The organism is Streptomyces sp. NPDC045899 (assembly GCF_056431485.1).
The window spans coordinates 133215-145047 of sequence record NZ_JBWKKP010000004.1 but is presented as its reverse complement, the minus strand read 5'-3'; the positions used below and the strand labels follow the sequence as shown (position 1 = coordinate 145047).

Here is an 11833-nt window from a genome sequence, read left to right as displayed (position 1 = left end):
GCGGCTTCGCGTGGTGGCGCCGCGGCGGTCCGCCGGCAGGGCACCGGTGGACCGCCGAATGCCCCGGACCAGGCGGGCCCGGGGCACGGGGCCGGTCGTACGGCGGCGCCGTCCGACCGGAGGTGCCGCGCTCGGCGGCACCGTGAGGCGAGGTGAGGTCGCCTCAGAGGTGAGATCGCCTCAGGGGGTGAGGGTCGCCTCAGAGGGCACCGACGGTGCCGACGATGCCGGTGGTGTTCAGGCCGGTGAGGCCGTCCACCGTGCCGGTGGCGGTGCCGACCACGCCGGTGACCGGGGCGGTGACGGCGTCGACGGTGCCGAGGGTGTCGGTGACCGTGGCACCCAGCCCGCCGGCCACGTTGTCCAGCTCAGCGTCGGAGATCTCCTGGGTCGCGACCTTGGGTGCGTTGTTCATTATTGCGTCTCCCTTGGATAAATAATCTCGAAATGAGCTTTCAGCGGCCCGCGGTTGCCGAATGACTCGGCCCCCGCAGAACAACCACAGGATTCCGGGGTCCGGGATCCTGAGAACGCCTCAGCGCGAAAGGATGTAACCACGCCCGCACAGTGGGCTGCGAATCAGACATCGCGCGGAACCGTGCATTCCGCCACGTTCCGATCACGGGGAACACACATCCGCCCACGCGGTGACCGGCCTTTCTTCACACCGTCGTCACGCTCGCCCTGCACACCCGGGCTGACCTCGCCGGACATCCCCGCGATCACGGGCGAAGCCCCCATCCGGGCCCCGGATCCACGACCCGGCACAGGCGGTGCTCAGGCCATCTGTGGAATAGGTGTGCCGATCGCTTGAAGACTGGACGACCTGTACTCGAATTCCTCATCCCGCACAGATCGGGAATGCGACATGTGCGACGGGGAGCCGATATCGCGACTGAATTCCGCCCATCCCGCCGATCGGTGTGCGTTATGACAACTGCACCCTCGGGCCGTTGCCCCACCGAAAGGCCGGGAATTCCCCCGGAATGGACATAGGGCGCATGAGTACGACGAAGCTCATGACTTCGGGCGGGGCGCGGCGACGCGCCCCGCCCGGGGCCGCCGGCGCTCAGTCGGCCGTCGGGCCGCTGTGCGCAAGGGAGTTGACCACATCGGAGGCGGTGAGCAGGCGCACCGCCGCCGCGTCCAGCCCCGCCGGGTGCAGTGCGTACACCGGGCAGCCGGCGGGCAGCGGGACGTCCCCGCGGACGAGGAACGCCGCGCCGATCCTGGAGGGATCCTGACCGATGTCACCGGCCGACGGGTCGTGGTCCGGTGCGCCGATACGTCCCGCGAAGGCGAGGACGTCCTCACCCGCACGGCGGCGGTACGGAGTGACCGAACCGTCGGTGTGGCGCAGCAGCACGGTGGTGGCACGGGCCGCGGTCTGCCAGACGGCGAGTTCACCGAGCTCGACCCGGGCACCCGAGGTGAACAGACCGGTCAGGCTCCTGCCGAGGGCGGCCAGCACCTGGACGTGCCGGTGGACGGCGTGACCGGTGCCGGACAGGCCCTGGACCACGTCGAGCCACCGCATCGTGCGCCCGGGGATGTCCAGCACCAGCGGTACCGAACTGCCGGCGGGGGACGTCAGGTCGAAGCGCTGCTCGACGGCGCGGGGGTCGAAGACCGGCCCCTTGTCGCCCGGCTCGTCGCGCACCATGAAACCGGCGAACGCCTCGGGCAGTTCGTCGAACGGCACGGCGTTGTAGGAGAACACCGCGGCGACGGCGTAGCGCACACCCGCCCGCTCCAGCTCGTCCAGATCCAGGTCGAGGAACTCCGAGGCGCCGTCCGGGGCCGGGGCGCTGGTGCGGTCCCCGGAGTGGACGGCACCGCTGTGGCGGAGTCGGGTGTAGTCGCAGGTGCCGACGTGCTCCCACGCCCCGTTGAACAGCGCGAGCGACAGGTCCAGATCGGTCCGGCCGGACTCCTCGCTCTCCATCCAGTGCAGGAACAGCCGCAGCGTGCGGCCGGGGGTGAGGGGACGCTCGCTGCCGCGCGGCAGGGTCACCAGGGCCCGCGAGGCGGTCCGCTCCGCGAACGGCGCCACGATGCCGTCCAGATCGGCGTCGACCACGGCCACGTCGAGCGGGCCGAGGGCGGCGGCGCGGCGCAGCACCTCCTCGGTCAGCGCGGTGATGGCCGCCTCGACCGCGTGGCCGGCCGGTATGTCCCGCTCGTCGTCGGCCAGATACGCCTTGGCCTGGGGACCCTTGGGGAAGAACACCCGCTCGCCGGTGGGCTGCCGCCGGGAGCGCAGCGCGCCGAGCGCGGACAGCAGCACCGCGGGCGACACCCGGGTGGCCGCCGTGGGCAGCGCGGACAGCACCGGTCCGGTGTCCTCACCGGCCAGCCGCAGCAGGTGGTCCAGACGGCGCAGCAGTTCGCCGGGGCGCTGGGTGAGCAGTGCGGTGGCACGGCGGTGGTCACCCTCGGCGAGCGCGGTCTCCACCCGCCCGCCCCAGGTGCGCACCCGCGGCCGGTCGCCGCCGGTGTCGACCGCGGTCAGGGGCTCGGCGGCGGTACGCAGGGCGTCGCCGAACCGGTCGTCGGACAGCCGGGTGTTCCGCAGGGCCGCCACCGCGAGCGCGGCGCGCGGGAAGCGGCCCGCGTACTCGAAGGGGTGCAGCGCGTGGGCCGCGGGGATCCACAGCGCGCGGTGGCGCCGCATATCGGCCACGGCGAGGGCGGGGTCGAGCGCGTCCAGCGCGCCCAGCAGGGCCCGGCGCACCGGCCGCGGCACCGGCGCCAGCCGCGGCACCTCCACCAGACCCGGGTCACCGCCGGACCACACGATGAGCAGCCGCAGGATGTCGGTGGCGGTGTCCAGCCGGGCCGCCACCTCGGGCAGCACCGCTGCGCGCGTCCCGGGCGCGCGCAGCAGCCACGCCAGGACCCGCGCCTTGGTCTCGCGTCCGGGCAGCGCGGCGGGCAGCCAGTCCAGGTCCGCCCGGCCGCAGACCTCGAGCAGCGCCTCCAGGTCATCGGCGTCCTGCGGGGACAGCGCGGCGGTACGGCCCAGCAGCCGGCCGGTCTCCTCGCGGACGGCGCGCCGGCGGTCCGCCAGATCGCCGCCGAGGGCCAGGACGCGCAGCCGCTCGGGCAGCGCGCGGTGGCGTCCGGCTTCGGCCCGCGGCGGGGCCGGGAGCAGGAACGGATCGTCGGCGGAGAGGGCGCGGTGGCAGATCGGGCAGGCGGCGAAGTCCGATCCGTCGAAGCACCGGCGGCACACCAGATGCGCACACGGCGAGACGGCGTGGACGGTGCCCTCGCCTTCGCACAGGACGCACGGCTGCCGCGGGTGCTGTGTCAGCAGGGCCAGCACCCGCTCCACGTAGAACACCGTGGTGTCGTACGGCGTGGAGTCGGGGAACTTCCGGAAGAGCGGGGTGTGCTCGCGGTCGGCCCCCAGCGCCCGGTCGATATCGGCGAGCAGGGTGCGTCCGGTGACGGCCATCGCCGTCGGTCCGCCCGCGGTCAGGGCCTCGCGCAGCGGCGCGGACAGCACATAGCCGCGGTCGAGGAGGTCGGCCTCGAGCAGGGTCACGCCGGCGAGGACGTCCGGGGACACCGGTCCGGAGCCGTCGCGGGCGGGCAGGTACACCGCGCCCCGCCGGGTGAGCAGCACCTCGGCGACGCTGCGGAGTCCGGTCCGGGCACCTGTGGTCCGGGTGGTGGTGGTCATGCTGGATCCCCCTTGTCCGACGGCCACCGCCGTCGGAAAAACAGCCGCGCCCGCCGGTCGGGGCGGGCGCGGCGTGAAGCCTTGGAGCGGGCGGAAGTTCGGTGCGCTCGTTGTCGTAGTAATCGAGTGAGAAGGAAGCACACCTGAGAGCCGCCCGCTGATCCAGAACGTACCAAGTCCGGTGCGCGGTTCGCAGATCTTTTCCAGGAGCCGGTGCGGGTCTGTCGGTGTCCCCGGTCACCATGGTGCGCATGGACACCCAGGAGAACACCGCGCCCGACGCCCTGCGCACGCTGGCCCGCACCCATCTGTCCCCGGAGCTGGCCGACCGCTGGACGGGACTGCTGCGCCCCGCCGCACACCTGGTGGCGGCCGGTCCGGGCGATCCGGTGGTCGGCCGGCTCGGCGGTCTGCCCCGGCTGCCCGAGGACGTCGAGTGGCCCGTCTGGGAAGGCTACGGTCCGCTGTCGTTCGTGGCCGTGGTCGACTGTGCCGCGCTGCCCGTGGACGAACTGGACATTCCGCTGCGCCCCGAGGGCAGCCTGGCCTTCTTCTACCTCGAGGACGAGGAGTGCGAGGCGGTGGTGGACACCTGTGATCCGGACACCTGGGCGGGTGCGCGGCTGCTGCATCTGCCGCCCGGGACCGACGGTTTCCCCGAGCGGCCCGCTCCCGAGGGGCTCACCCCTTACCCGGCCGTACCCCTGACCGTCCGGGTGGCGCCGAGCCCCCCGGACTCCGAATCGACCGTACTGAGCCGGGAGTTCGGGCTCGGCGCGCTGTCCGTCAGGGAGCGTTACGGCCATCCGGTGCGCGATGACGCCTTCATGGAGGCGCTGTGGGACCACCAGAGCGGCGCCGCGCACCAGATCGGCGGGCACGCCCAGTGCGTCCAGGGCGCCGTGGAGATCACGGTGGCCAAGGCGGTGCTGGGCGACGACGTCGACTGGGACGATCCGCGCGTCGAGGAGGAGGCGGCGCGATGGGTGCTGCTGGCCCAGTTCGACTCCGACGAGGACACCGGGATGATGTGGGCCGACGACGGTGTCCTGTACTGGCTGATCCGTCCCGAGGACCTCGCCGCGGGCCGTTTCGACCGGGCGATGTTCACCTGGCAGTGCGGCTGACGCGCCGCCGTACCGGGCGGCGGCGGACCGCTGACGTGCGGCCTCCGGACGGGGGCCGCCGGGTGAGGGGTTCCGCTGGGCCCGCCTTACCGGACACGGGGTGCCCCTGCGGGGGCTGAGATCACACCCGTCGAACCTGAACCAGTTAGCACTGGCGGAGGGATGTCACCCATGTCACTGCCGCATGCCCCCGGCGAGCCGGCCGTATCCGGCCCCGTCTCCGTCCACGACGGACGGATGCCCGCCGCACCCGGCGATCTGCGGGTCGAGGCCCGCGGTATCGCGCCCGTGCCCGAGACCCACCGCTACGGCGGGCCGGGACGCCTGTTCACCGTGTGGTTCGCCCCGAACCTGACCATGACCGGTGTGTTCACCGGCACCGTCGGTATCGCCCTGGGCCTGGACTTCGCCACCGCGCTCACCGCGGTGGTGCTGGGCACGCTCCTGGGCGCCCTGCCCACCGCGTATCTGGGGACCTGGGGGAGCCAGACCGGGGCCGGACAGCTGCCGCTGGCACGGCTGGCCTTCGGCCGGGCCGTCGCGGTGCCCGGTGTCCTCCAGTGGCTCTCCTCGGTCGCCTGGGACGCGCTCATCGGCCTGTTCGGCGGTGACGCGCTGGCCCGGCTGTGCGGCTGGCCGTTCTGGCTGGGTGTGCTGGTGATGATGGCCGCCCAGGGAGCGCTCGGGGTGCTGGGCTACGAGGCCATCCACCGGATGCAGACGGTGATGACGTTCGTGCTCGCCGCCGCCTTCCTCGCGCTCGCGGTGAAGCTGGCGGACAGTGCGGACCCGGCCACCACCGGTGCCGCCCAGGGCGCCGACCGCGCCGGTGCGTTCGTCCTGACCAGCACGATCGCCCTGAGTCTCGCACTGTCGTGGGCGCCGTACGCCAGTGACTTCAGCCGCTATCTGCCGCGCGCCACCTCACGGGCGCGGATGTTCTGGTGCACCCTCCTCGGCGTCACCCTCTCCTTCGTGGCGGTGCAGGCGCTGGGACTGTGGGGCGCCTCGGTGCTCACCGACCAGACGGCCCGGGGCGTGGACGAGGCGCTGGGCGGTGGCACACCGGGCGCGCTCGGACTGCTGGCCGTGGCGCTGGCCGCGCTGTGCAGCAACGCCATGAACGACTACAGCGGCTCACTGGCCCTGCAGACCGTCGGGGTGCGGATCCCGCGTCCGCTCGCGGCCGCCCTCGCCGCCGTACTCGGCTTCCCGCTGGTGCTGTGGATGCACGCCGCGGACACCACCGCCCGCTTCCAGAACGTGCTGCTGTTCGTCGGCTACTGGATCCCCGGCTTCGTCGCCGTGGTGAGCGTCGACTGGTTCGCCCGGGCGCGGACCCGCGGTGGTACCCCCGTCGACCTGGCCACCGAGAACGCCCGGCCGCAGCCCTGGTGGCCCGCGGTCCTGGCCTTCGCCGCCGCCTTCGCCGCGGCGGTACCGTTCATGGACACCACCCTGTACACGGGTCCGGTGGCCGAGGCGCTGCACGGCGCCGACCTCGCCTACTACACGGCCTTCCTCGCGGCACTTCTGGTCTACGCACCGCTCAGACTGCGCCGCCACGCGCCCGCCCCGGCCTCCCGCCACCCCGGCCCGATACCGGAGTGAGCCTGCGCCGCCCCGTCCCGACCCCGTTTCCGGAGCGTTCCCCCATGGCCCCTTCCGCCGTCCCCGAGCACACCGCCTTCGCCGCGCACGCCCTCGCCCGGGTGCGGGAGACCACCCCGCTGGTGCAGTGTCTGACCAACGCGGTCGTCACCGGTTTCACCGCGAACGCGCTGCTGGCCCTCGGTGCCTCCCCTGCCATGGTGGACATCCCCGGGGAGGCCGGTCCGTTCGCCGGGGTCGCCTCGGGGGTGCTGGTCAACCTGGGTACCCCGCACGCCGAGCAGCGCACCGCCATGACCGAGGCGGCGCGGGCGGCCGGAGCGGCCGGGACCCCGTGGGTGCTGGATCCGGTGGCCGTCGGCGCACTGCCGGTGCGCACCGGACTGGCGCGGCGGCTGCTGGAGCTGCGGCCCACCGTGATCCGGGGCAACGCCTCCGAGATCATCGCCTTGGCGGACGGCGGTGACGGCGGCCGCGGGGTGGACTCCGCGCACGAGGTGGAGGCCGCCCGGCGGGCCGCCGGGGAACTGGCCCGCGCCACCGGTGGAGTGGTCGCGGTGTCCGGTCCGGTGGACGTGGTCACCGACGGCACCCGGCACGCCCGGATCGCCAACGGGGACGCGCTGCTGACCCGGGTGACCGGCGGCGGCTGTGCGCTGGGCGCGGTCATGGCGGCGTTCGCGGCGGTGGACGGGGACCGGTTCGCCACCACCGTGGCTGCGGTGGCCGCGTACACCGTGGCCGCCGAGCGTGCCGCCCCGGAGGCGTCCGGCCCGGGGAGCTTCGCGGTGGCGTTCCTGGACGCCCTGGCCGCGCTGGAGCCGTCGGAGCTCACCGCGCGGGCGGCGATCTCATGAGTACCTCCCGGAATCCGTCCGCCGGGACGGGGCCGTCCGCCGGGGCGCCGCCGGTGGATCTGTCGGTGTATCTGGTCACCGACACCGCCCAGTGCGCGGCCCGCGGCCGGAGCGTGGCCGACACCGTGGCCCGTGCCGTGGCCGGGGGTGTCACCGCGGTGCAGGTACGGGAGAAGGACGCGGACGGCGGGGACTTCCTGCGCACGGTACTGGAGGTGGCGGCCGTCCTCCCCGAGCCGGTGGCGCTGATGGTCAACGACCGCGTGGACGTGTTCCTGGCCGCACGGGCCGCCGGGGCCCGGGTGACGGGTGTCCACGTGGGCCAGTCGGACCTGCCCGTCGCCGCCGTACGGGAGTTGATCGGCCAGGAGGCGGTGCTCGGGCTGAGCACGGCCACACCCGAGGAGGTGCGGGCGGCGGCCGGGGAGCCCGCACGCGTCGACCACCTGGGCATCGGCGCCCTGCGCGCCACCCGTACCAAGACCGACGCGCCGCCCGCCCTCGGCCACGACGGCTTCGCGCGGCTGGTCCGGCTCGGTCCGCTGCCCGCCGTCGCCATCGGCGGAGTCACCCCCGCCGACCTGCCGCGGCTGCGGACCGCCGGGGCGGCGGGAGCCGCCGTGGTCTCCGGGGTGTGCGCGGCCGAGGACCCCCGTTCGGCCGCGGCGGCCTACGCCCAGGCGTGGCGGAACACCACACCGGTTGGGCCGAAGGAGTGCCGGGGCGACACGGACACCCGCTGAGCGGGCACCCCTCCTGATGCGACGGCGCGCCGGACGGTGCGCCCGTCGGAGGTGTCGGATGTGGCGGACCGCCCGGGGCGGCTGCCGCCACCGGGCCGCTCAGAGAGGAAGCGCCATGCGCCGCAGCGCGGGAGAACGGAGTCCGGCCACCGTCGTGGACGCGGAGGTGGCCGCGCCCGGAGGCGGCGGCCGATGAGGACCGTCGGCGGACGCACCGACCACGTCGTGGTGGTCGGTGCGGGTCTGTCGGGGCTCGCGGCCACCCTCCATCTGCTGGGCGCCGGACGCCGGGTGACCGTGGTGGAACGGGCGGCCCTGCCCGGCGGACGGGCCGGGCGCACCGAACGCGGCGGCTACCGGATGGACACCGGCCCGACCGTGCTGACCATGCCGCACCTGATCGAGGAGGCGCTCGCCGCCGTCGGCGACCGGCTCGCCGACCGGCTGGAGCTGATCGGGCTGCACCCGGCCTACCGCGCCCGTTTCGCCGACGGTGAGCACCTCGATGTCCACACCGGCGCCGACGCCATGGAGGCGGAGGTCCGCCGGTTCGCGGGCGCCCGCGAGGCACGGGGCTACCGGCGGCTGCGGACGTGGCTGGAGCGGCTCTACGCGGTCCAGATGCGCCGTTTCATCGACACCAACTACGACTCCCCCTGGCAGCTCCTCCACCCCGATCTGGCCCGGCTCGCCGCCCTCGGCGGTTTCGGACGGCTCGACGCGCGGCTCGGCCGCTTCCTCCAAGACGAGCGGGTGCGCCGGGTGTTCAGCTTCCAGGCGCTCTACGTCGGGGTGCCGCCCGCGCGGGCACTGGCCGCGTACGCGGTCATCGCGTACATGGACACGGTGGCCGGGGTGTACTTCCCGCGCGGCGGTGTGCACGCCCTGCCGACCGCGCTGGCCGACTCCGCCGCCGACGCGGGTGCCGAACTGCGCTACCACCACCGGGTCACCCGGCTGGAGCGCACCGGGGACCGCGTGACCGCCGTCCTGACCGACCAGGGCCGCATCCCCTGTGACGCGGTGGTCCTCACCCCCGATCTGCCGGTGTCCTACGGGCTGTTGGGGCGGCGGCCACGCCGCCCGCTGCGGCTGCGCCACGCCCCGTCGGCGGTGGTGCTGCACGCGGGCACCGACCGCACCTGGCCCGATCTGGCGCACCACACCCTCTCCTTCGGTGCCGCGTGGCGCGGCACCTTCGACGAAATCACCCGCACGGGGCGGACGATGACCGATCCGTCCCTGCTGATCACCCGCCCGACCACCCACGATCCCGGTCTCGCCCCGCCCGGCCGCCATCTGCACTACATCCTCGCGCCGTGCCCCAACACCGAGACCGGGCCCGGTCCGCGGGCGTGGCGGGAGCTGGCGCCCCGCTACCGGGATGGTCTGCTGACCGAACTGGAGCGCCGCGGGCTGACCGGGATCGGTGCAGCCATCGAGGAGGAGTGCCTGGTCACCCCGGCCGACTGGACGGCCGAGGGGCATGCGGCGGGCACTCCGTTCTCCGCCGCGCACACCTTCGCGCAGACCGGCCCGTTCCGGCCGCGCAACCTGGTGCGCGGAGTGGCGAACGCGGTCCTGGCCGGATGTGGCACCACACCCGGTGTCGGGGTGCCGACGGTGCTGCTCTCCGGAAAGCTGGCCGCGCTGCGGATCACCGGACATCCCTCCGCCGCCGGACGGCCGCCGTCCCGCGCCACCGCCCGGCCCCCCGCGCTGACCGGGGCGGACCCAGCCGGGAGAGGCGGCGGCGCATGACCGCCCGGGAGCTGGACGCGGCGGGTGTCACCGACCCGGCGCTGCGCGCCGCGTACACCCGCTGCCGGGCGCTCAACGCACGCCACGGCAAGACGTACTTCCTGGCCACCCGGCTGCTGCCGGTGGCCCGCCGGCCCGCGGTGCACGCCCTGTACGGTTTCGCCCGCTGGGCCGATGACATCGTGGACGACCTGGTGAGCCGGGACGGTCCGGCCGAGCGCGGCGCGGCGCTCGACGCGCTCCGGACCCGGCTGACCACCGGGCTGCGCACCGGCACCAGTGACGATCCGGTGGTCCGGGCCCTGGCGCACACCGCCGCCGTGTACGGCATCGACCATGGCCACTTCACCGATTTCATGGCCTCCATGCGCAGCGATCTGGAGGTCACCGACTACGCCACCTATGACGACCTGCGTACCTATATGCACGGCTCCGCGGCCGTCATCGGATTGCAGATGCTCCCCGTGCTCGGCACCGTCGTCCCGCGCGCGGAGGCCGCTCCGCACGCCGCCGCCCTGGGTGTCGCCTTCCAGCTCACCAACTTCCTGCGGGACGTGGGCGAGGATCTGGAGCGCGGCCGGGTCTATCTGCCCCGTGACCTTCTGGCGGCGCACGGGGTGGACCGGGAGCTGCTGGAGTGGAGCCGCGCCACCGGGGTCCACGACCGGCGGATCGTGGCCGCACTGCGGGCCGCGGCCGGGCTCACCCTCGGGGTGTACCGCGAGGCGGCGCCCGGGCTGGCCATACTCGATCCGGTGTCCCGGCCGTGCATCCGTACGGCCTGTGTGCTCTACGGCGGCATCCTGGACGCCATCGCGGCGGACGACTACCGCGTGGTGCACCGGCGTTCGGCCGTGCCGCGCCGCCGCCGTGCCGCGGTGGCGGTGGACGGTCTGGGCCGGGTCGCGGCCGCGCGGCTCCGGGCCCGCACCGGCAGGGCCCGGGGACCGGAAGCCGATGAGGTGTCCGGCCCCGTACGGGCACACCGCGGCGCCTTCGCGCGGGAGGGCGCCGTATGACCTTCCTCCATGCCCGGCGCGGCCGGTACGCCCTGCGGCTGCGCCGCGGTTCCGTGCCGTGGGAACGGCAGCCGCCCACCTGGCGCGAGGCCCGTCCCGCGCTCATCGCCGACGCGCTGGCCCGCGCACGGGCCCGGCCCGGCGGCAACTGGTTCGTCCTGGCCGCCTCGCGGGACGTCCGGCCGGGGCGGCCGTTCGGCCGCACCGTCGCGGGTGTCGAGGTGGTGGTGTGGCGGGGCACCGACGGGGCGCTTCGTGCCGGGCCCGGGGCGTGTCCGCACCTCGGCGCCCCGCTCAGGGACAGCCCGGTGCGCTGCGGCACCCTGATCTGCCGCTGGCACGGACTCGCCCTGGACGGCGGGCCGTTCGCGGGCTGGGAGCCCTTCCCCGCGTACGACGACGGGGTGCTGGTCTGGGTACGGCTGGACCGGGCCGGTGGTGAACGCCCCCTGGAGCGGCCGGCCGTCCCGGTCCGGCCCGATCCGGTCCGCGCGGTGAGCGCCGTGTACACCGGTGTCGGCCGCTGTGAACCGCAGGACGTGGTGGCCAACCGGCTCGATCCATGGCACGGCGCGTGGCTCCACCCGTACTCGTTCGTCGATCTGACGGTGGTGAAGGCACCCGCCGGGGACGACACCGCGGCCCCGGACGGCGACGCCTTCCTGGTGGAGGTCGCGTTCAAAGTGGCGGGACGGGCCACCGTCCCGGTCCGGGCGGAGTTCACCGCGCCCGGTCCGCGGACCGTCGTGATGCGCATCGTGGCGGGCGAGGGAAAGGGGTCCGTGGTCGAAACCCATGCCACGCCCCTGACCCCGGACGCGGCGGGGCGGCCCCGTACGGCGGTGATCGAGGCGGTGGTCGCGGTGTCGGACCGGCCGGGGTTCGGCATGGCGCGCGCCGCCGCCCCGGCGCTGCGCCCGCTGATCCGCGCGGCGGCCGCCCGGCTGTGGCGTGACGACCTGGCGTACGCGGAGCGGCGCTGGGCTCTGCGCAGCGCGGGCAGGTTCCCGGGCTGATCACCCGGCGC

Annotated in this window: 9 protein-coding genes and 1 riboswitch; of the genes, 7 read left to right on the top strand and 2 right to left on the bottom strand. The window is 74.6% G+C overall.

Annotation, left to right across the window (positions count from 1 at the left end; genetic code table 11):
• Positions 1–199: 199 nt before the first annotated feature.
• Together AC07FT_RS07535 and AC07FT_RS07530 are read right to left on the bottom strand one after the other, a co-directional pair.
• Positions 200–415 carry a type A2 lanthipeptide gene (locus AC07FT_RS07535; RefSeq protein WP_254748018.1) on the bottom strand — a complete coding sequence of 72 codons (216 nt, stop codon included), beginning with the start codon at positions 413–415 and terminating at the stop codon, positions 200–202.
• A 654-nt stretch (positions 416–1069) separates the two neighbouring features.
• Positions 1070–3688, bottom strand: a complete 2619-nt coding sequence (locus AC07FT_RS07530; protein WP_479174763.1) for an MXAN_6230/SCO0854 family RING domain-containing protein — start codon at positions 3686–3688, stop codon at positions 1070–1072.
• Between the two features lie 251 nt (positions 3689–3939).
• Here AC07FT_RS07530 and AC07FT_RS07525 point away from each other — a divergent pair, with 251 nt between their 5' ends.
• From AC07FT_RS07525 to AC07FT_RS07495, 7 genes are all read left to right on the top strand, one after another.
• Positions 3940–4815 (top strand): YwqG family protein, encoded by an 876-nt coding sequence (locus AC07FT_RS07525; protein ID WP_479174761.1) that lies wholly within the window; start codon positions 3940–3942, stop codon positions 4813–4815.
• A gap of 86 nt (positions 4816–4901) precedes the next feature.
• A riboswitch (TPP riboswitch) is annotated at positions 4902–4995 on the top strand.
• Positions 4987–6426, top strand: a complete 1440-nt coding sequence (locus AC07FT_RS07520) for a purine-cytosine permease family protein (RefSeq protein ID WP_479174759.1) — start codon at positions 4987–4989, stop codon at positions 6424–6426. Its footprint overlaps the riboswitch before it by 9 nt.
• Positions 6427–6470: 44 nt before the next feature.
• Positions 6471–7283, top strand: a complete 813-nt coding sequence (thiM, locus tag AC07FT_RS07515; protein WP_479174758.1) for a hydroxyethylthiazole kinase — start codon at positions 6471–6473, stop codon at positions 7281–7283.
• Complete coding sequence (gene thiE / locus AC07FT_RS07510; RefSeq protein ID WP_479174756.1) at positions 7280–8026, top strand: thiamine phosphate synthase; 747 nt, start codon at positions 7280–7282, stop codon at positions 8024–8026. Before thiM ends, thiE begins: the two co-directional genes overlap by 4 nt.
• A gap of 192 nt (positions 8027–8218) precedes the next feature.
• Positions 8219–9787: a phytoene desaturase family protein gene (crtI, locus tag AC07FT_RS07505; protein ID WP_479174754.1), complete on the top strand. Its 1569-nt coding sequence runs from the start codon at positions 8219–8221 to the stop codon at positions 9785–9787.
• The gene (locus AC07FT_RS07500) at positions 9784–10806 is read left to right on the top strand and encodes a phytoene/squalene synthase family protein (protein ID WP_479174752.1); all 1023 of its coding nucleotides are present in this window, start codon (positions 9784–9786) and stop codon (positions 10804–10806) included. The genes crtI and AC07FT_RS07500 overlap by 4 nt, the downstream gene beginning before the upstream one ends.
• The gene (locus AC07FT_RS07495; RefSeq protein ID WP_471200385.1) at positions 10803–11822 is read left to right on the top strand and encodes a DUF5914 domain-containing protein; all 1020 of its coding nucleotides are present in this window, start codon (positions 10803–10805) and stop codon (positions 11820–11822) included. The genes AC07FT_RS07500 and AC07FT_RS07495 overlap by 4 nt, the downstream gene beginning before the upstream one ends.
• Positions 11823–11833: the final 11 nt, after the last annotated feature.

Excerpts from the sequence above, each read along its gene's own strand:
- AC07FT_RS07495 (WP_471200385.1), top strand. The coding sequence starts at position 10,803 with ATGACCTTCCTCCATGCCCGGCGCGGCCGGTACGCCCTGCGGCTGCGC.
- thiM (WP_479174758.1), top strand. The coding sequence starts at position 6,471 with ATGGCCCCTTCCGCCGTCCCCGAGCACACCGCCTTCGCCGCGCACGCC.
- AC07FT_RS07520 (WP_479174759.1), top strand. The coding sequence starts at position 4,987 with ATGTCACTGCCGCATGCCCCCGGCGAGCCGGCCGTATCCGGCCCCGTC.
- thiE (WP_479174756.1), top strand. The coding sequence starts at position 7,280 with ATGAGTACCTCCCGGAATCCGTCCGCCGGGACGGGGCCGTCCGCCGGG.
- AC07FT_RS07525 (WP_479174761.1), top strand. The coding sequence starts at position 3,940 with ATGGACACCCAGGAGAACACCGCGCCCGACGCCCTGCGCACGCTGGCC.
- crtI (WP_479174754.1), top strand. The coding sequence starts at position 8,219 with ATGAGGACCGTCGGCGGACGCACCGACCACGTCGTGGTGGTCGGTGCG.
- AC07FT_RS07500 (WP_479174752.1), top strand. The coding sequence starts at position 9,784 with ATGACCGCCCGGGAGCTGGACGCGGCGGGTGTCACCGACCCGGCGCTG.
- AC07FT_RS07530 (WP_479174763.1), bottom strand. The coding sequence starts at position 3,688 with ATGACCACCACCACCCGGACCACAGGTGCCCGGACCGGACTCCGCAGC.
- AC07FT_RS07535 (WP_254748018.1), bottom strand. The coding sequence starts at position 415 with ATGAACAACGCACCCAAGGTCGCGACCCAGGAGATCTCCGACGCTGAG.